Below are 17,698 nucleotides of genomic sequence, written 5' to 3'. Positions count from 1 at the left end.
ACAGACTTTCCAAAACTTATCCACAACCCGTTATCGACAATAATTTATTCACAAGGACGCTTTCATGCTTCGCCCTGTTGATGGTTTTCGCATAAATACATCGGCGCTACCAACGCTCCGCCTCTGGGTAGCACTCGCCTTGGTGCTGTTGCTCTCGGGCTGCGCCACCTTCGCGCCCAACCCGCCTCAGGATCAAAGCAATATCTGCGAAATTTTCCGCGAGCAGCCAACCTGGTACGACTACGCTCAGGAATCTCAGGAGCGGTGGGGGACGCCCATTGCCACGCAGATGTCGTTTATCCAGCAGGAGTCGTCATTTCGCAGCCATGTCCGTCCGGACCGCAAATACTACCTGGGCTTTATCCCGGGCCCGCGACCCTCCTCCGCCAAGGGTTACGCCCAGGCACAAGATCCGGTTTGGGGCGAATACGAGGATCAGGCCGGTAGCCTGTTTGCTCGCCGCACACACATGAAGCACGCCACCGACTTTATCGGCTGGTACAACCAGCGCACCCGGGAACAAACCGGTATTTCACTGACCAATCCCGAACATCTTTATCTGGCCTATCACGAAGGCGCGGGCGGCTACCAACGCGGCAGCTACCGGGGCAAACCCGCCGTACAGAGAGCGGCAAGGCAGGTGGCCACGCGGGCCAGCCGCTACCAGTCGCAACTCAACAGCTGCGAGGCGGAATTCCAGTGCCGCAAGTTTTATCAGGTGTGGCCGTTCTGCCGCACAGATTAGCGGGTGCATTCCGGTGGTTGGCTCCTATACTGACCCTACCTGATACCGGAGGTCGCCATGGATTATCATCACTACCGCGAAGCCCTTGCCGAGACACTCGCCCAGAGTGAACTGCCCTTTGCACACGTCGAATATCAGGCGCGTCTGGACAAGGTGCGCCATGCGATGGCGAGCCGCGGGGTCGATGCGTTACTACTTACCGACCCCGCCGATATCAATTACCTGACCGGCTACCACACCTTTGAAGTCTCGGTGCATGCGTGTCTGGTGTGCACGCCAGAGCGCCTGGTGCTTCAAGTCGCCTCGATTGAAACCGGCGCAGCGGTTGTCACCGCACGGGTGGACGAGATCATTGGCTATCGCTGGGAAAATGCGGATGAAATTCTCACGCCACTGGCCGACCTGCTTGCCAACTGCCAGCGCATCGGCATCGATGGCTGGAGCAGCGGGCTGCGCGTGGGCGTCATGCACGCCCTCGCCGAGGCGGTGGGCAAGGAACGTTTCTGCGAAGCGGGCGACCTGCTGGATGCGATCCGGATTGTGAAAAGCCCCGCCGAGCTCGACATGCTGCGGGAAAGTGCCCGCATCACCGCCGCCGGCTTGGAGGCCGCCATGCAGGTTATTCGCCCCGGCATGACCGACAACGACATTGCTGCCGTAGGCGCCAAAGCGCTGTTGGAAAATGGCAGCGAGTTTATGAGCCTGCAGCCGATAGTGACCAGTGGACACCGTATCGGCGTGATTCACGTCAATCACAAACGGCGCATTATTCAGCCCGATGAACCCGTCTTTCTGGAGTTCGGCGCCGCCTATCAGCGCTATACCGCCCCCATGATGCGCACGGCGGTCACCGGCACACCCAGTTTCGCGCTTTCCGCCACCCGTGACCTGTGCCGTTCGATGTTTGAGGCCTTGTGCGCCGCTATGCGCCCTGGCAACACCTTTGACGATGCCGCCCAGGCTGCCGATGCGCTGCTGGCACCCCAGCGCGACCAGCTGTTTTTCTCCGGCGTGTTTGGTTATGCCGTGGGCGCGCAGTTTCCGCCAAGCTGGGTGGAAGGCACGGGCTATATCGCCCAGGGGCAAAGGCGTCAGTTTGAGGCCAACATGGTCTTTCACCTGCCGCTTTGCCTGCGAGTGCCGGGGCAATGGGGCGTCGGGCTGAGCGATACGGTGGTCGTCACCGAGCAGGGCGCCAAGCCACTGACCACTAACGACTGGCAGCTTTACCAGGCGGCGAATTCAGCCTGAAAGCGGCCCCTTATAGCCGCTGCATTGACAGGCTGATTGACTAGCGCTATCGTCATCCTTAAATGAGAACTACTATTTTTCGCATTTAACCATTGGCGACAGTGTTAGGTTATTACCATGAACAGCGAGCAGCGGCAGCTTCGCCACACCATCATGTTCCTGCGCACCTCGTTTGAAGCCGTCCAGCACTCCATTGCCGGACGCCTGGACGACCCGCTCCCCTGCTGGCTGGATACCGGCATGCTCTCGATGCTATCCCGCGAGCTCACCCACTGCTGCCAACAGGCAAAACCGTTGTTTGCCCCCGCCGTTACCGAACAACTATATATCGCCTCGCAGCAGTGCGAGCTGCTGTTAAGACAGTGCCCCGGGGTTCTCAGCAGCGCCGTCTGCCACCGCCAGCTAACCGCTATCATGCTGCCACTCTCCAGCGCGCTACAGCAGATTGATACGCCCGCCAAACGCCGCTGGCCCTGGCAGCGGGGATAAACATTACACATCATCATTCATCTATAGGCACTGCCTCCTGACCATCAGTGGACAGGTAGCCGTTGTGCTTGCGTATTGTCGTTTTCTTGACCGCTGAATTTATCATGATAAATTGAATATAAGGTGCCACCTACGAGCACCACGCTGCGACACACAATACGCAAGGGGTCTCTCATGACAGAACACAACACGGCGGCGGCAGCCCGTCCGCAAAAAAAGTGGTACCAAACGGTTCCGGACCCGATGGTGCTGATCTTCATGATACTGGTCGCGACCTATCTGCTGACCTTCATCATCCCGCCCGGTGAGTTTGAGCGAACGACCCAGGACGGACGTACCGTCGTCATCGCAGACTCGTTCAAGTACTTAAACGACGTGGCCGCCATGTCGCCCTTCAATATTTTTGTGGCGATACCAGAAGGCCTTATTTCCGCCTCGCAATACCTATTTATTGTCTTTATCGCCGGCGGTCTGTTTCACATCCTGCAGAAAACCGGTGCACTCGAAAACGCCATTGGCGTCGCGGTTCACCGCGTCGGGATCGAACGCCGTAACATGATCATTACCGTTGGCACCTTCATTTACGGTTTTTTTGGTGTTGCGGTGGGGTTTGAGAATAATATCGCCCTCGTCCCCATTGCTGTGCTCATTGCCAGCGCGATTGGGTGCTCGAGCCTGGTAGGTACCACAATGGCGGTGGGCGGCATCGGTATCGGTTTCGCGCTGTCGCCGATCAATCCCTACACCGTTGGCGTGGCGCAGGGTATTGCCGAGTTACCCACGTTTTCGGGCGCCTGGCTGCGCACCTTGATGGTGGTTTCATCACTCGCTCTACTGTCGCTGTATATCTGCAAGCGCGTCGTCAAGATGGACTTTGAAGAGCCGGACAACGCCGAAGCATTAAGCAAGCCCCTAAGCGAGTACCACCTGACCAAGCGCAACATCTTGACCATTGCCGTCTTTGTGGCCGGCCTGATTGGCATGTTGATCGGCGTCTTTACCCGCGGCTGGTATATCAACGAGATCGCCGCCACTTTCCTGTTACTGGCGATCATTATCGGGGCGCTCAACGGCCTTTCGGCCAATGGCATTGTCAAACAGATGATGGAAGGGGCAGCGGGTGTCACCGCTGGCGCGCTGGTGATCGGGGTCGCGGCTTCTATTCAGGTCATTCTGGAGCAGGCGGTGATTATCGATACCATCGTCAACTCGCTGAGCACCTTGATCGACAACATTCCCCCACTGTTTTCAGCGATAGGTGCCAGTGTGGTCCAAGGCGTTATCAATCTCTTCGTACCCTCGGGTTCAGGTCAAGCGTTGGTCACCATGCCGATTCTGATTCCTGTGGCCGACCTGGTGGGCATGAGCCGTCAGTTAATGATCACTGCCTTCCAGGTTGGCGACGGCTTGACCAACCTGATTGTGCCTACCTCAGGCGGTACCCTGGCAATGCTGGCTCTTGGCCGCGTTTCCTATGCGCAGTGGTTAAAAGCCATTCTGCCCTTTATGGTCGTTGTCTATTTACTATCCTGGGTAGGCTTGATCATTGGCCACTATGCCGGCTATTGATAAGTAATCTTATGACGCTGTCACTGGTTCACGTTCAACCTGACACAGGCACCGTGGCGACGCTCACTGCAACGGGTGGTGTAGCGGTGGGCGGCTATGTGCATCATTGCTGGCGCGGCCTTGGGGCGTGCGTCACCCAGGGGCGTTATACCAATCCCTGGTACCCCGCAACGATTCACGAGGCACTCCGTAACGGCGCTTCGGCGTCCCAGGCCTTGCATGCCGCCACCCGTCGCGACGCCCATCCTGAGCTGCGCCAGTGTTTAGTGATGGGCAGCGATGGGCGAGCCGATGTGCATACCGGCGCTGCTAACCTTCCCGGCATAGCGGCTAGCCTCTACCCCGGCATTGCCGCCATAGGGAATATGCTGCATAGCGCTGAGGTTGTAGAGGTATTGGCTCAGCGTTTCATCAAAGTGAGCACACTCAACAGCCAGGCTGTCCTTCAAAACGGAGCGGCCCCTCAGTTTCCCGCCGATCACGCGCAACAACTGCTCGGCCATTTACTCACCGCACTGGAGGCCGCACTCGATGAGGGCGGCGACGCGCGTGGTACACGCTCGGCCGCGCTACGTATCGAGTCCTTTTTTCACGCGCCCATAGACCTCAGGGTCGACTGGTCCGACGACGTCATTGCGTCACTAAGAGCACTTGAAGCGCGTTTCAGAGCGGACGACTTTCAAGCGTTTTGGCAACAGCTGCCGCTGCGCTAATGGCGTTTCGATGGAGTTTCTATGTCTCAACAACACTCACACGCTGCCTTCGCGGAAGGAAAGATAGGGCAGTATCTATTGAGCGGTCTGGATGAAGCCGCCCAGCATTCTCAACCCGGTGCCGGCGTCACGCGCCTGTTTTGCTCGCCCGAACATCGCCAGGTGCTACCGCTCATCGAGCAGTGGATGACCCGCGCAGGACTCACCCCCGAACGGGATGCAGCGGGAAATCTGGTCGGCCGCTGCTCTAAAGCCCTGTCCGGCGAGCCGACCTTGATCATGGGATCTCATCAGGACTCAGTCGTTGAAGGGGGCAAGTATGATGGCATGCTGGGCATCGCGGTGCCTCTTGTCGCGCTAGAAGCACTTCGCCATGCAGGCGTCACGCTGCCTTATGGGGTGGAAGTAGTGGCCTTTGGCGATGAGGAAGGCGTGCGTTTTCCCACCACGCTCGTCGGCAGCCGTGCGCTCGCCGGCACCATTGACCCGCAGCAACTCGAGGCACGCGACAAACAGGGGATTTCTTTAAAGGAAGCGCTGCGCAGCTTCGGCGTAGACCCCGATGGCATTCCTGCCCTGGCCCGTGACCCTGCCAATACACTGGGCTTTGTGGAAGTGCATATCGAACAAGGCCCTCGACTGGAGCAACGCGATCATGCCGTCGGCGTTGTCACCTCGCTCACGGGCATCGAGAGGCACCGAGTGACGGTAAGCGGCAAGGCGGGACATGCGGGCACGACCCCCATGCCGGGTCGTCACGACGCCCTGGTTGGGGCATCCGAAATGGTGCTGGCCGTGGACAGAGTTCTCCAAACAACGCAGGACCTGGTCGGCGTCATCGGGCAACTGGATGTTCACCCCAACGCAGTGAATGTGATCCCCGCTTCGGTCACCTTTACGGTCGAGCTTCGTTCCCCGCAGTCGGAAACCAGGCAACAGGGCCATGAGACGATTAAGGCCACCCTGCACGAAGTGGCTGAACGCCGGGGACTGACTCTTTCAATGGACAACACCTATAGCGCCGATGGCGCCCACTGCGCCGAATGGATCATGCGTGGCCTGGAGCAAGCCTGCGCGAGCGTGGAGCAGCCCACCGAGCGGATGTTCAGCGGCGCAGGGCATGATGGCCTGGCCATGCAGGATGTCACTGATATCGGCATGCTCTTTGTGCGCTGTAAAGATGGCTTGAGCCACCATCCCGAGGAAAGTATTTCAGCCGATGATGGAGAGGCGGCGGTGCGCGTCATGATGGCATTTCTGCAGCAACTGGATACCTCTCAATGCCGCTAGGCCAATAGTTCCGGCAGGAAAGCGCGCCTGACCTGGGCTTCCTGATGGTTCATGACCCGCTGGGCGTCCAGCATGTGCTCGCGCATTATGCGAAAGGCGCTGTCGGCGTCTCCCAGCTCAATCGCATCCAATATTTCGGCGTGATACCGACAGCCCGTCTGACCAAGGTCGTGGGTAACGGGCTCGTAAAGGCGATGATAAATCGTCAGGTCGGACAGTATTTGAATGGTAAAGCGAATGATAAAAGTGAGCAGCTGATTGCTGCCTGCCAGCTCGGCGAGCATCAAATGAAAATTCAGCGAGTCGAGGTGCTGCTGCCGTTCGGTTTCACTGTCTTCACATGGTGTGGCATAGCTGTGCAGGCTCTCGCGCAAGCGCGCCATATCTTCCTCGCTGACTTTGCCGGCTAACGAAGCGGCCAACTCAGGCTCCAGTGCCAGGCGGATCTGATAAATATCCTGAATAGAAATATCCTTGAAGAACAGATAATTGCTTAATAGAGACACCGCTTTTTCATCGCTCATTGCCTTCACGAAGGCACCACCACCCGGGCCGGTACGCGTCTCTACCAACCCCTGAGCTTCCAATACCCGAGTACTTTCGCGCACCGTCCCTTTCGATACGTTAAGTGTTTCAATGAGTTCTGCCTCGCTGGGAAGCCGATCCCCTGGTTTCAGATGGCGATCCACGATCCAGCATTTGATCGTTTCGGCCACTTGATAGGGACGCCGTGGTGATGCTTTTTTTACCATGCTATCGATCACTGCCTGTCTATGAAGAGGGTTAGGGTAACAGAGCCAGCGCCCAATGAGAGCAAGACGTTTCGCCAGCGTTGGACGTCTGAAACGCGAAGGGAATATAGAGTTGGCATTAGCTAGTAAACTGGTCTATTCTGTTCGCCACTACTCAATTACAGAGTTCAAAAGGAGTTTGTTTAATGGCTTACGAATCGCTTCTCGCTGCAACGCAGCTTGGCAGCCTGTCGGTCCCCAATCGGGTGATCATGGCGCCACTGACACGTGCGCGCACCCCAGACAGCGTGCCGGGCAAGATTCAGGAGGCTTATTACGGCCAGCGCGCCGGGGCCGGGCTGATTATCAGCGAAGCGACCAATATCTCGCCTACGGCACGCGGCTATGTGTATACCCCCGGCATCTGGACCGACGAGCAGGAAGCCGGCTGGAAAAGCGTGGTCAACGCGGTACATGCTAAAGGTGGCCGGATGGCGCTACAGCTTTGGCACGTTGGGCGGGTTTCCCATGAAATGGTTCAACCCAATGGTCAGCAGCCGGTTGCGCCCAGTGCGCTGAAAGGCGAAGGCGCCCAGTGTTTCGTTGAATTTGAAGACGGTACTGCCGGTCAGCACCCCACCAGCACGCCCCGCGCGCTGGAAACCGACGAGATCCCCGGCATCGTGGACGACTATCGCCAGGCGGCCGAGCGCGCCAAGCGGGCTGGCTTTGACATGGTCGAAGTCCACGCGGCCAACGCCTACCTGCTCAACCAGTTCCTCGCCACCGGCACTAACCAGCGCACTGACCAGTACGGCGGCTCGCTGGAAAATCGGGCGCGCTTTCCGCTGGAAGTGGTCGACGCCGTGATCGACGTTTACGGTGCCGACCGGGTGGGCATTCGCATGACGCCGTTTATCGAGCTATTCGGTCTGACGGACGATGAGCCCGAAGCCATGGCGTTCTACATGGCCGATCAGCTTTCCAAGCGCGGCCTGGCTTACCTGCACCTGAACGAGCCCAACTGGGCCGGCGGCGACATTCAGTTCCCTGCTGGCTTCCGCGAGCAGATGCGTGAGCGCTTCAGCGGTAGCCTGATTTACTGCGGCAACTACGATGCCGCGCATGCAGAAGCACGTATCGGCGACAACACTGCCGATGCCGTGGCCTTTGGCCGTCCTTACATTGCCAATCCGGATCTGCCCGAGCGCTTCCGTATGAACGCCCCGCTCACCGAGCCCAATCATGAAACCTTCTACGGCGGCGACGAAAAAGGCTATACCGACTACCCGTTCATGAATAATGGTTACGACCGCATGGAGTAAGTGGCGACCTTCAAAAAGTCGCTTAATAATGAAAAGCATCACTTCGGTGGTGCTTTTTTTGGGTCTGATGGTGGCAAAACGCTGCTAGGCTGTTGATTCTTACGTTTGAAACACAGGTGATGAATGCTCCATTCGCTATTCGTTTTACTGATATCGCTGGCTCTGGTGGGCATTGCCGCCAGCACCGGGGCACGGTTCAGGCCCGATAGCTGGTACCGCGAGCTCAACAAACCCGACTGGACACCGCCGGATATCGCGTTTCCCATTGCCTGGGGCATTCTTTACCTTTTGATGGCGATTGCCGCGTGGCGCATCTATATGGCTGACGACTCGGCCTGGCGCACCGCTGGCTTGACCATTTATGCCCTCCAACTGGTGGCAAATGCCGCCTGGTCGTGGCTGTTTTTTGGCCGGAAGCAAATAGCCGCCGCACTTGGCGATATCGCACTACTACTGATGCTGATCATGCTCGCCATCATTGTTTTTGCTAAGGTAAGCGCATTAGCAGCGTGGTTAATGGTGCCCTACGCCCTTTGGGTAGCCTTGGCACTTGCCCTCAATGCGACTATCTGGCGACGCAATTAACCCGCGATTGGCGCGCAAAAAAGGATAAAAACTATGGAGACAACACCGTTAGTCACCTTATTGGCAATCGGCTCTATCGTATTAGCGTTAACGGCCCTGGCGCTGTTCATTTATGTGATGCGGCAGCGTCGTCAACCGCCGATGGACACCGCCACCATGGAGCGCGCCACGCATGCACCCTCCTCGTCGACACCGCCTGAGGAAGCATCCTCGTCGGCACCCGCAAAGCAGTCCGGCAAAGTGGCTCAGCATTCCCTGTTCGTGATTTTTTCGCACCCGGATGAAAATACCGACCAGCGCCTTGCCGATTGGCTGAGGGATAAAGATGCCACCTTCGACCCGATCAAGAAGGTCTTCCATATTGCCGGCGAGCAACCCTCGAACCCGATCACCATCGCCAATGCGTTTCCGCCCGGGGAAATGCCCGACCTGCTACGCAATGAAACGCACGAGCCGATCAAGGGCATCAGCCTGTTGGTGAAGCCACCGCTGCGCAAGCGTCGCAATCAGCAGATGCACGTCTATGTAGCGCTTGCCAAAGAAATGCAGACGCTGTTTACCGGCGATATGCTCGATGGCGACCGTGAACCCGCCACCGACACCACCTTCGAGCGCATTATTGGCTAGCGCCTGGCGAATCAGGCCACGCCCTGGCTGCGCAGATAGTCGTCGTAGCTGCCGCTGAAGTCGACGATGCCGTCCGGCTGCATATCGATAATACGCGTGGCCAGCGACGACACGAACTCGCGGTCGTGGCTGACAAAAAGCAGGGTCCCCGGGTAGTTTTCCAGCGCCAGGTTCAGCGCCTCGATGGACTCCATGTCCAGGTGGTTGGTGGGCTCGTCCATCAGCAGCACATTGGGCTGAGTGAGGATTAACTTACCGAACAGCATTCGCCCTTGCTCGCCGCCGGAAATCACCTTGACCGATTTATCGATGTCATCACTGGAAAACAGCATCCGCCCCAGCGCACCGCGCACCACCTGCTCACCGCCCTGTGTCCACTGACCCATCCATTCAAACAAGGTGGCATCAACAGCAAAATCGTCGGTATGGTCCTGAGCGAATACGCCAAGCTCGGCGGCTTCTGTCCACTTCACTTCGCCAGCATCAGGGTGCAGCTCGCCGCCCAGGGTTTTCAGCAGGGTCGTTTTTCCAATGCCGTTGGGCCCGATAATCGCGATCCGCTCACCGGCTTCGACGGTCATCGACAACCGCTCAAACAGCGCCTTCTCACCGTTATAGCCTTTGCTGATGTTGTCCACATTCACCGCGTTACGGTGGATCTTCTTATTCTGGTCAAAGCGGATAAACGGGCTCACCCGGCTCGACGGCTTGATATCTTCCAGCTTGATTTTATCGATCTGGCGCGCCCGCGAGGTGGCCTGCTTGGCTTTCGAGGCGTTGGCCGAGAAGCGGCTGACAAACTGTTGCAGCTCGGCAATCTGGGCCTTTTTCTTGGCGTTGTCCGAGTGCTGACGCTCGCGTGCGGCGGTAGCGGCGGTCATGTAGTCGTCGTAGTTACCGGGGAACAGGGTAATCTCGCCGTAATCCAGGTCCGCCATATGGGTGCACACGCTATTCAGGAAGTGGCGGTCGTGGGAAATGATCACCATGGTGCTGTTGCGCGCCTTGAGCATGTCCTCCAGCCAACGGATGGTATTGATATCCAGATGGTTGGTGGGCTCGTCGAGGAGCAGGACATCCGGGTCCGAAAACAGTGCCTGAGCCAGCAGCACGCGCAGTTTCCAACCGGGTGACACCTCACTCATCGGGCCGGTGTGCTGTTCGATGGGAATGCCCAGTCCAAGGAGCAGCTCGCCTGCACGGGCTTCGGCAGTGTAGCCATCCAGTTCGGCAAAGCGCACTTCCAGATCCGCCACCGCCATGCCGTCCTCTTCGCTCATTTCCGCCAGGGAATAGATCCGCTCGCGCTCGGCGGTGACCGACCAAAGCTCGTCGTTGCCCATGATCACGGTATCGATGACACGCTCGTTTTCAAACGCAAACTGGTCCTGGCGCAGCTTACCCAGCCGCGTGCTGCTATCCAGCATCACCTGGCCGGATGTCGGCTCAAGCTCGCCACCCAGAATCTTCATGAAGGTGGATTTGCCGCAGCCATTGGCGCCAATCAGGCCGTAGCGATTGCCGTTGTTGAACTTGACGGAGACGTTTTCAAACAGGGGCTTGGCCCCGAACTGCATGGTGATATTAGCGGTTGCGATCAAGATCTGGGCCCTGAGTATGTAGAGTGCGCATCGAAAGGCCCGCGATTCTACGCGCTCTTGAGCCCTGTTACACCCATCGCCTAGTGAGCCGCGTTGTTGGGAGCTGGCAACGCCAGCAGAAAACGTTGGCCATCAAGCGCTTGGTGCAGGCGTGTGTGCAGGATATCGACAATGCCTGGATGCTCACCTACCAGCTTGGTGGGGACGACACTCAGCCCTGGGTGGCGCTGTTCAGCGGCCGCGCAAATCTCGGCAATATCGCCGCCTTCCCCTGCGTGGCGACCGGGTGACAGAAACAGCATCGCCAAGATCACCGGTCCGGCGTGAAATTCGGACCTATCCAGCAGATTTTCCAGCAGTGGCTCGTTGAAGCGGTACTCATCGCCCTCGCGGCGCTCCATGGAGGCGGCGACGACGCTGGCAGCGTCATCGCCCAGCAGCACACTCAGCTGGCCTGCCAGGCGATTGCGCACAGCGGTAACGTCGGGGATCGGGCTGCCATGATCCACCAGCGCGACCCTCGGCGTTTGGCCTGTTGCGTATTGCTCACGAACATTGTCGGCCAGCAGCTCGGCAAGGCGCAGGTCATTATCGCCCAGTTCATCGACCAGCGGCTGAGCCACGCGCACGTTAACGTGGGGAAAGCGTTCCTGCAGGGTGGCCATTCGCTCCGGCAGGTAGCCGGTCAGTGCCTTACTGGGGCCGAAAAAGAACGGCAGCACGATAATGTCGTCAGCGCCTTGTTCAGCCGCCCGCTCGGCAGCAGGACCCAGCGTTATCGCAGGAATGCCATCAACCTTTTCCACTGGGATCTTGTTGGAGTGCAGCAGCGAAGCCGCCTGCACGGTTTCGCCCATGAGCTCGCTAAGGGACGCCGCCACACGCCGCAAGTTATGGGTTGCCTGGGGCCGCAGGGAGCCGTTATCCACCAGAAAAATCGCGCGCATGCCTGTCTCCTTTTTCATCCCTATTTCTTCATTGCTATTCACCGATACGTTCAAGCACATCTGCCGCTGCTCGATGAAGCTGGGCGTGGCGCTTTGCCAACGTGACGATATCACGATCATAGCCGCCGCCAATCACCGCCGCGACGGGGATGTCAGCTTCTCGACAGCACGTCAGTACATAGGCATCTCGTTGATAAAGCCCTTCGTCACTCAGCGCCAGATAGCCCAGGCGGTCATCACGATGAACATCCACGCCGGCGTCATAAAGCACCACATCCGGCTGATAAGCCGCCAACAGGCCTGGCAATCGCGATGCCAGCACCGCCAGATAAGCATTGTCTTCCATCCCATTGGCAAGGGCGACATCTAGATCGCTTTTCGCCTTGCGGGCGGGAAAGTTGCGACCGGCATGCATTGAAAACGTAAAGACGCCAGGTACACCTGCGAAGAGGCGTGCCGTGCCATCGCCCTGGTGAACATCGCAATCGACGATCAACACCCGCTCGACCCAGCCTTTTGTCAGGGCATGAGCCGCCGCAACAGCAAGGTCATTAATCAAGCAATAACCGCTCGCTGCATCAGCATGGGCATGATGGGTGCCACCGGCTGAGTTGCAGGCAAGTCCTGTTGCCAAAGCGACTTCCAGCGACAGCAGCGTGCCACCGGTTTCCAGCCTTACCCGTTCGACCAGCGCGTCAGACCACACAAAGCCACTACGGCGCTGTGCGGCACGATCAAGCGTACCGCTCAAAAAAGCGTCCAGGTACGCCTGAGTATGCACGCGCGCCAACGCACCGACACTGGCAGGCCGGGGGGTTAGCCACTCAACTGGCGTCGCCAGCGCCTGCTCTCCAAGCTGTTGGCGAAGGACGCGAAACTTCTCCATCGGAAAGGGGTGGCTGGCTGGTAAATCAATCGTATAACCAGGATGATGGACGATCATTAACGCCATTGCGTGCTGCCACTCGGGTAATTGACCTAAAGGCCTTATGTTGCTTGATACCACTGCCGTAAACCAGCAAAGAAACTTTTTCAGCGACCACGACGACCTGTGGCTGTTTGGCTATGGCTCGTTGATCTGGAAAGCCGATTTTACCTACCTGGATCGCCAGCCGGCCTACATTACCGGCTGGGCAAGGCGCTTTTGGCAAGCCTCCCACGATCACCGCGGCACGCTAGAAGCCCCCGGGCGCGTTGCTACGTTGATCCCGGCGCCGGGCGCAGTTTGTCACGGCATGGCGTACCGTATTACCCCGGATGTGCTGGCCCCACTGGATGTACGCGAGAAAAATGGCTACCTGCGCGAAAAAGTACCGCTGACCTTCATTGACGAAACGGGCCGCGCCAACGGTCAGAGCGAGGGGCTCATCTATCTGGCAAGCGAGGACAACCCCGCCTTTCTCGGTGACGCACCGCTGGACGTGATTGCCCGGCAGATCGCCAACGCCCACGGGCCAAGCGGCTCGAACCGCGAGTATCTGGTCAACCTGGCCCAGGCACTGCGCGACCTGGGCGCGGAGGACACCCATATTTTCGAACTGGAAAAGCAGCTGGTCTGAGGCGCTGTCGCCTGCTTACATCATCAGCCACGAGAGAATGAACAGGCCCAGCACGGTGCGGATAATCCCGCCGAGCACGGAACCGCGGAAAAAGGCCCGCAGCCCTCCCCACAGGATCAGCAAGCCAATGACCAGAACCACAATGCTCAGAAACGAATCATTGATTCCCAGTGAGCGGGTCAAGCCGTCGAAGAAGTCGTCGAACGCGCCAAACAGGTTGGTAAAAATGCCCATCAAAAACGCCACCACGACGCGAATGACCTCACCGATGGTCTCGCCTATCCCGTCAAAAAATCCATTTACCTGCATGGGTCATTTCCACCGCTGAAAAGAATACGTATGGCATTGTCGGCCAAATACGCTGGCTGAGCAAAGCCAGGTTTTTTGCCTCTTTCGACCGCGGAGGCATGATGGACGATAGCGGGCTCAGCCCGTGGAATCATCGTTCACGACCATGGTCGACTTTAATTACCAGACTGGTAACGTTAAAACATAATGCTTTATAAAAGACTTGGTAGTAGCGGGAGAGCTTGGCGCATCTCACAAGGATGACGCCAGCGCCGAAGGAGCAACAACCCCGGAAACTCTCAGGCAACCGGACCGCTATTGCTCACACTTTCCGAAGAGCGGCTGATGACTGCGTCACTCAGCCCACCGAAGGAGCAAGCGCGCCCCACAGGGCACGCGAATCTCTCAGGTTCCATGACGGAAGGGGTACGCCCAGCAGCCATTACGCCGTTAGGTGGGATTCCCGACGCTCATGAAAACCGGAGAGACTTATGCAACGCATTGCCGTTATCGGTGGTGGTATCACCGGCATTACCAGCGCCTACGCCCTGGCCAAACGTGGCTATGAGGTCACCGTCTTTGAAAAGCATCGCTATGCCGCGATGGAAACCTCGTTTGCCAACGGCGGCCAGCTGTCAGCCTCTAACGCCGAAGTGTGGAACCACTGGCCGACGGTCATCAAGGGCCTGCGCTGGATGCTCAGAAACGACGCGCCACTACTGGTCAATCCCCGCCCGAGTTGGCACAAGCTCAGCTGGTTTGGCGAATTTATTGCCGCGATTCCCAAGTACGCCGCCAATACCACCGAGACCGCACGGCTGGCCATTGCCGCCCGCGAGCACCTGTTTCAGTGGGCAAAAGACGAGCAGATCGATTTCGACTTAAAGCAGAAAGGCATTCTGCATATCTATCGCGACAAAGCGGGCTATGACCACGCCGCCAAGGTATCGCAACTGCTCAGCAAAGGTGGTCTGGAGCGCCAGCCGATGACGCCCGAGGAAATGCGTGCCATCGAACCCACCCTGGCGGGTAACTACTACGGCGGCTTCTTTACCGAAAGCGACGCCACCGGCGATATTCACAAGTTTACCCACGGCCTGGCGCAAGCCGCCGAACGTCGCGGTGTAACCCTCAAATACGGCCATAGCGTGCAGGATATCGGCGCGGACGCACAGCACGCCTGGATCACCGCCTCTCTTGAAGGCGAGGCTGACGGCGAACCGGTGCGCGAAACCTTTGATAGCGTGGTGGTATGCGCCGGGGTGGGCAGCCGCGCCTTGGCCGCCAAGCTGGGCGACCGGGTCAATATCTATCCGGTCAAAGGCTACTCGATTACCGTGCAGCTCGATGATGCCGCCTCCCAGCAGGCTGCGCCAACGGTCAGCCTGCTGGATGATGAAACCAAACTGGTCACCAGCCGCCTCGGGGATGAACGTTTTCGGATTGCCGGTACCGCCGAGTTCAACGGCTTCAACCGCGATATTCGCGACAACCGCATCCGCCCGCTTATCCGCTGGGTGGAAGAGTGCTTCCCTGGTGTCAGCACCCGCCGCGTGGTGCCCTGGGCGGGCCTGCGCCCGATGCTCCCCAACATGCTGCCCAAGGTCGGCCCCGGCAAACTGCCCACCGTGTTCTACAATACTGGTCACGGCCACCTGGGCTGGACGCTCTCTGCCATTACCGCCGATATGCTGGCGGATGCGGTGGAGGCGAAAAACGCACAGGGCGAGCGATCGACCCAACCACTCGCCTAGCCTGACCTGTACCAATTGCACTTGCCAAGCGGTCATCCGTTAATATGAATGACATCTTATGGTCAGGTGTCTTTATGCTTAATCAACGTGCATTAACTTACCTCAATGAAGTTATTCGCCGCGGCTCGCTGAGGCGCGCCGCGGCCCACCTAAATGTCGATGCCTCCGCCGTTAGCCGCCAATTAAAAGCACTCGAAGAAGAATTGGATACCCAGCTATGCGAACGGCACGGACGCGGCATGCGCGCAACCGCAGCCGGTCAGTTGCTGGTGCATCATTTTCATGCCCAACGGGCCTCAGAAGAGACCGTGCTCTCCCAGCTCATGGCACTTCAGGGCCTGGCGAAAGGCGAAGTGCGTATTGCCGTTGGGGAAGGGTTTATCGCCGATCTGATCACCGCGCCGCTAGGCACGTTTATGTCGGCGTTTGCGGGTATTAATGTCGAAGTCCGCATGGCGGGCGTCAATGAAGCGATGTCGCTACTCAAAGACCGTGAAGTGGATATCGCACTACTTTATGCACCGCCGGTGGACCCGCAGCTTTACTGCCATGTGGAAACCCGCCAGCCACTCGATGTCATTGTGCCACCCAATCACCCGCTCATTGAGTTGGACCGGCCTGTGACGCTGCATGACTTAAAAGATTGGCCGCTGGCGTTAATGGACAATCCTTTCGGTATGCGGCAAATGGTCAATATGGTGGCCCACCAGGAGCGTATTCATCTCGAAGCACGCCTGCACACCAACTCTGTCTCCGTGTTGAAGAATTTCGTTCGCTCAGGCATTGGCGTTACGTTTATGCCGGAAATCACTGTCATCGATGAAATAGAACGCGGCGAAATTTGCACGCTACCCATGCGCTACCCGGTGATGAACGGTACCCGTGCGCAGATCGTTAGCTTGAAGGGGCAGGAACTCCCTGTGGCTTCCACGGCCTGTATCGATCATTTACACAAAGGCATGCGCTTTTTCTCGGCCGATGCGCCGCGACTGTTGCAATAAAGTCCACACTAAGGGTCTTGCATAGTCAACGCCTCAATACATAGTCTTCTTGTAGGCAACACCTATAAATCTAATAGCGCTCACTCAGCACCCTACAGCTCACGACAATAAACCAGGAGACTGACTATGTTGACTCACCCCGTGTTGACCCAACGCTTTTCACCCAAGCATCTCATCTCGGCGTGCCTGATCGGCTCTGCCCTGATGGCTGGCAATGCCGTCGCCGAGACCACGATAAATTTGGGTTACAACGGCGCCCCCGACCCCGACAAGAATGCTGTACACGTCTTTGCCACTAACCTTAAGGAACTGGTTGAGGAAAAAACCGACAATCAGATTCAATTAGAGCTATATCCCAATAGCTCGCTGGGCGAAGAGCAGGAGCGCATGGAGCAAACCATGAGCACGCCCATGCTCAACGTGGCGTCCTTTGCGGGTGTCTCGCCCCTCGTCGATGAGATTTTCGTCAGTGCTATCCCGTTCCTGTTCGACGATTTTGCGGCAGCCCGTACCTTCTTTGATGAAGGGGAGTACTGGCAGGAAGTCAGTGAGGCGCTGAAGGAGCGCGCCGGTATCGATATGCTGGCAGTCGTTGAGGAAGGCGGCTTTTTAGCCTTTACCAATGACGAGAAGCCTATCAGTCACCCTGACGACTTCGAAGGTCTCCGCTTCCGGGCCATGGACCCAAGCCAGGTTGCTCTCTATGAGGCCTTCGGTGCCTCCGGCACGCCCATTCCCTGGACAGAAACCTACATGTCACTGCGCACCGGGGTAGCGGACGGTCAGATGAACCCGCCGATGTATATCATCCTGGGCAGCCTTTACGAAGTACAGGACTACCTGACGCTTGCCAACATCCAGTATTCGAATCAATTCCTGGTGGGCAACAGCGACATGATCGCCAGTTGGGATGACGAGCTTCGTGATGCCTTTCAGGAAGCCGTCGCCGAAGCGAACCAAAATGCCCGTGAGCACAACGAGGAGCAGGTCGACTCGCGTATCGCCTACCTGGAAGAACAAGGTATGGAAGTGATTCGCCCTTCTGAAGAGGAGCTCACCGCTTTCCGCGAAATCGGTCAGCCTGCTTATCTTGAATGGCTCGAAGAGCGTGATATCGAGCAACGCTGGATCGATATGGCACTGGAAGATGCCGGAATGAGCGACCTGCTCGACTAACGGTATCTATCATCGTGGCAACAACAGGGGCTGGTACGTTACCGGCC

18 protein-coding genes and 1 riboswitch are annotated in these 17,698 nt (G+C 57.9%); of the genes, 13 read left to right on the top strand and 5 right to left on the bottom strand.

What is annotated here, in order from left to right:
* The first annotated feature begins 64 nt into the window (after nt 1–64).
* The 6 genes from QC816_RS08755 (at nt 65) to QC816_RS08730 (ending at nt 6,057) form a co-directional block, all read left to right on the top strand.
* Entirely contained in the window at nt 65–745 is a 681-nt protein-coding gene (locus QC816_RS08755; protein WP_268901687.1) for a transglycosylase SLT domain-containing protein, read from the top strand.
* Nucleotides 746–802: 57 nt separating this feature from the next.
* The gene (locus QC816_RS08750) at nt 803–1,996 is read left to right on the top strand and encodes a M24 family metallopeptidase (RefSeq protein ID WP_309781628.1); all 1,194 of its coding nucleotides are present in this window, start codon (nt 803–805) and stop codon (nt 1,994–1,996) included.
* A 117-nt stretch (nt 1,997–2,113) separates the two neighbouring features.
* Nucleotides 2,114–2,485 carry a hypothetical protein gene (locus tag QC816_RS08745; RefSeq protein ID WP_085919721.1) on the top strand — a complete coding sequence of 124 codons (372 nt, stop codon included), beginning with the start codon at nt 2,114–2,116 and terminating at the stop codon, nt 2,483–2,485.
* A 174-nt stretch (nt 2,486–2,659) separates the two neighbouring features.
* The gene (locus QC816_RS08740; RefSeq protein ID WP_085919720.1) at nt 2,660–4,054 is read left to right on the top strand and encodes a YfcC family protein; all 1,395 of its coding nucleotides are present in this window, start codon (nt 2,660–2,662) and stop codon (nt 4,052–4,054) included.
* 11 nt (nt 4,055–4,065) lie between these two features.
* Complete coding sequence (locus tag QC816_RS08735; protein WP_199284122.1) at nt 4,066–4,767, top strand: DUF1028 domain-containing protein; 702 nt, start codon at nt 4,066–4,068, stop codon at nt 4,765–4,767.
* 21 nt (nt 4,768–4,788) lie between these two features.
* On the top strand, nt 4,789–6,057 hold the full coding sequence (locus QC816_RS08730; protein WP_085919718.1) for a M20 family metallo-hydrolase: 1,269 nt from the start codon (nt 4,789–4,791) through the stop codon (nt 6,055–6,057).
* Here the strand turns inward: QC816_RS08730 and QC816_RS08725 are convergent.
* Nucleotides 6,054–6,809 carry a FadR/GntR family transcriptional regulator gene (locus QC816_RS08725; protein ID WP_085919717.1) on the bottom strand — a complete coding sequence of 252 codons (756 nt, stop codon included), beginning with the start codon at nt 6,807–6,809 and terminating at the stop codon, nt 6,054–6,056. The two genes, QC816_RS08730 and QC816_RS08725, sit on opposite strands and share 4 nt — an antisense overlap.
* A 185-nt stretch (nt 6,810–6,994) precedes the next feature.
* Between QC816_RS08725 and QC816_RS08720 the strand changes: the two genes are divergently transcribed.
* From QC816_RS08720 to QC816_RS08710, 3 genes are all read left to right on the top strand, one after another.
* A complete protein-coding gene (locus QC816_RS08720; RefSeq protein WP_199284124.1) occupies nt 6,995–8,113 on the top strand; it encodes an alkene reductase in 1,119 nt (372 codons plus the stop codon).
* A 123-nt stretch (nt 8,114–8,236) separates the two neighbouring features.
* On the top strand, nt 8,237–8,698 hold the full coding sequence (locus tag QC816_RS08715; protein WP_085919715.1) for a TspO/MBR family protein: 462 nt from the start codon (nt 8,237–8,239) through the stop codon (nt 8,696–8,698).
* Between the two features lie 33 nt (nt 8,699–8,731).
* On the top strand, nt 8,732–9,325 hold the full coding sequence (locus tag QC816_RS08710) for a cell division protein ZipA C-terminal FtsZ-binding domain-containing protein (protein ID WP_085919714.1): 594 nt from the start codon (nt 8,732–8,734) through the stop codon (nt 9,323–9,325).
* An 11-nt stretch (nt 9,326–9,336) separates the two neighbouring features.
* Here QC816_RS08710 and QC816_RS08705 read toward each other — a convergent pair whose 3' ends face one another.
* From QC816_RS08705 to QC816_RS08695, 3 genes are all read right to left on the bottom strand, one after another.
* Nucleotides 9,337–10,926 (bottom strand): ABC-F family ATPase, encoded by a 1,590-nt coding sequence (locus QC816_RS08705; RefSeq protein ID WP_085919713.1) that lies wholly within the window; start codon nt 10,924–10,926, stop codon nt 9,337–9,339.
* An 80-nt stretch (nt 10,927–11,006) separates the two neighbouring features.
* A complete protein-coding gene (locus tag QC816_RS08700) occupies nt 11,007–11,873 on the bottom strand; it encodes a sirohydrochlorin chelatase (protein WP_309781624.1) in 867 nt (288 codons plus the stop codon).
* Between the two features lie 34 nt (nt 11,874–11,907).
* Nucleotides 11,908–12,825 carry a histone deacetylase family protein gene (locus QC816_RS08695; protein WP_309781623.1) on the bottom strand — a complete coding sequence of 306 codons (918 nt, stop codon included), beginning with the start codon at nt 12,823–12,825 and terminating at the stop codon, nt 11,908–11,910.
* 37 nt (nt 12,826–12,862) lie between these two features.
* Between QC816_RS08695 and QC816_RS08690 the strand changes: the two genes are divergently transcribed.
* Nucleotides 12,863–13,432, top strand: a complete 570-nt coding sequence (locus tag QC816_RS08690) for a gamma-glutamylcyclotransferase (RefSeq protein WP_309781622.1) — start codon at nt 12,863–12,865, stop codon at nt 13,430–13,432.
* Between the two features lie 15 nt (nt 13,433–13,447).
* Here the strand turns inward: QC816_RS08690 and QC816_RS08685 are convergent, their stop codons facing one another.
* The gene (locus QC816_RS08685) at nt 13,448–13,741 is read right to left on the bottom strand and encodes a hypothetical protein (protein ID WP_309781621.1); all 294 of its coding nucleotides are present in this window, start codon (nt 13,739–13,741) and stop codon (nt 13,448–13,450) included.
* A 202-nt stretch (nt 13,742–13,943) separates the two neighbouring features.
* Nucleotides 13,944–14,045, top strand: a riboswitch (glycine riboswitch).
* Nucleotides 14,046–14,211: 166 nt separating this feature from the next.
* Here QC816_RS08685 and QC816_RS08680 point away from each other — a divergent pair.
* The 3 genes from QC816_RS08680 to dctP all read left to right on the top strand — a co-directional run bounded on the left by QC816_RS08680 (nt 14,212) and on the right by dctP (nt 17,651).
* Nucleotides 14,212–15,474 carry a D-amino acid dehydrogenase gene (locus QC816_RS08680; protein WP_309781620.1) on the top strand — a complete coding sequence of 421 codons (1,263 nt, stop codon included), beginning with the start codon at nt 14,212–14,214 and terminating at the stop codon, nt 15,472–15,474.
* 74 nt (nt 15,475–15,548) lie between these two features.
* Nucleotides 15,549–16,475, top strand: coding sequence for a LysR family transcriptional regulator (locus tag QC816_RS08675; RefSeq protein ID WP_085919702.1), 927 nt, complete (start codon nt 15,549–15,551; stop codon nt 16,473–16,475).
* Nucleotides 16,476–16,601: 126 nt separating this feature from the next.
* The gene (dctP, locus tag QC816_RS08670) at nt 16,602–17,651 is read left to right on the top strand and encodes a TRAP transporter substrate-binding protein DctP (protein WP_199284129.1); all 1,050 of its coding nucleotides are present in this window, start codon (nt 16,602–16,604) and stop codon (nt 17,649–17,651) included.
* Nucleotides 17,652–17,698: the final 47 nt, after the last annotated feature.

This window comes from Vreelandella janggokensis, assembly GCF_031451615.1.
Classification (GTDB): domain Bacteria; phylum Pseudomonadota; class Gammaproteobacteria; order Pseudomonadales; family Halomonadaceae; genus Vreelandella; species Vreelandella janggokensis.
Note: the sequence above shows the minus strand (reverse complement) of the source record. Positions and strands in the feature narration are given on the sequence as shown.

What these genes read in the sequence shown, in the direction of transcription:
- QC816_RS08755 (WP_268901687.1), top strand. Translation starts at nt 65, where the DNA reads ATGCTTCGCCCTGTTGATGGTTTTCGCATAAATACATCGGCGCTACCA.
- QC816_RS08750 (WP_309781628.1), top strand. Translation starts at nt 803, where the DNA reads ATGGATTATCATCACTACCGCGAAGCCCTTGCCGAGACACTCGCCCAG.
- QC816_RS08745 (WP_085919721.1), top strand. Translation starts at nt 2,114, where the DNA reads ATGAACAGCGAGCAGCGGCAGCTTCGCCACACCATCATGTTCCTGCGC.
- QC816_RS08740 (WP_085919720.1), top strand. Translation starts at nt 2,660, where the DNA reads ATGACAGAACACAACACGGCGGCGGCAGCCCGTCCGCAAAAAAAGTGG.
- QC816_RS08735 (WP_199284122.1), top strand. Translation starts at nt 4,066, where the DNA reads ATGACGCTGTCACTGGTTCACGTTCAACCTGACACAGGCACCGTGGCG.
- QC816_RS08730 (WP_085919718.1), top strand. Translation starts at nt 4,789, where the DNA reads ATGTCTCAACAACACTCACACGCTGCCTTCGCGGAAGGAAAGATAGGG.
- QC816_RS08725 (WP_085919717.1), bottom strand. Translation starts at nt 6,809, where the DNA reads ATGGTAAAAAAAGCATCACCACGGCGTCCCTATCAAGTGGCCGAAACG.
- QC816_RS08720 (WP_199284124.1), top strand. Translation starts at nt 6,995, where the DNA reads ATGGCTTACGAATCGCTTCTCGCTGCAACGCAGCTTGGCAGCCTGTCG.
- QC816_RS08715 (WP_085919715.1), top strand. Translation starts at nt 8,237, where the DNA reads ATGCTCCATTCGCTATTCGTTTTACTGATATCGCTGGCTCTGGTGGGC.
- QC816_RS08710 (WP_085919714.1), top strand. Translation starts at nt 8,732, where the DNA reads ATGGAGACAACACCGTTAGTCACCTTATTGGCAATCGGCTCTATCGTA.
- QC816_RS08700 (WP_309781624.1), bottom strand. Translation starts at nt 11,873, where the DNA reads ATGCGCGCGATTTTTCTGGTGGATAACGGCTCCCTGCGGCCCCAGGCA.
- QC816_RS08695 (WP_309781623.1), bottom strand. Translation starts at nt 12,825, where the DNA reads ATGGCGTTAATGATCGTCCATCATCCTGGTTATACGATTGATTTACCA.
- QC816_RS08690 (WP_309781622.1), top strand. Translation starts at nt 12,863, where the DNA reads ATGTTGCTTGATACCACTGCCGTAAACCAGCAAAGAAACTTTTTCAGC.
- QC816_RS08685 (WP_309781621.1), bottom strand. Translation starts at nt 13,741, where the DNA reads ATGCAGGTAAATGGATTTTTTGACGGGATAGGCGAGACCATCGGTGAG.
- QC816_RS08680 (WP_309781620.1), top strand. Translation starts at nt 14,212, where the DNA reads ATGCAACGCATTGCCGTTATCGGTGGTGGTATCACCGGCATTACCAGC.
- QC816_RS08675 (WP_085919702.1), top strand. Translation starts at nt 15,549, where the DNA reads ATGCTTAATCAACGTGCATTAACTTACCTCAATGAAGTTATTCGCCGC.
- dctP (WP_199284129.1), top strand. Translation starts at nt 16,602, where the DNA reads ATGTTGACTCACCCCGTGTTGACCCAACGCTTTTCACCCAAGCATCTC.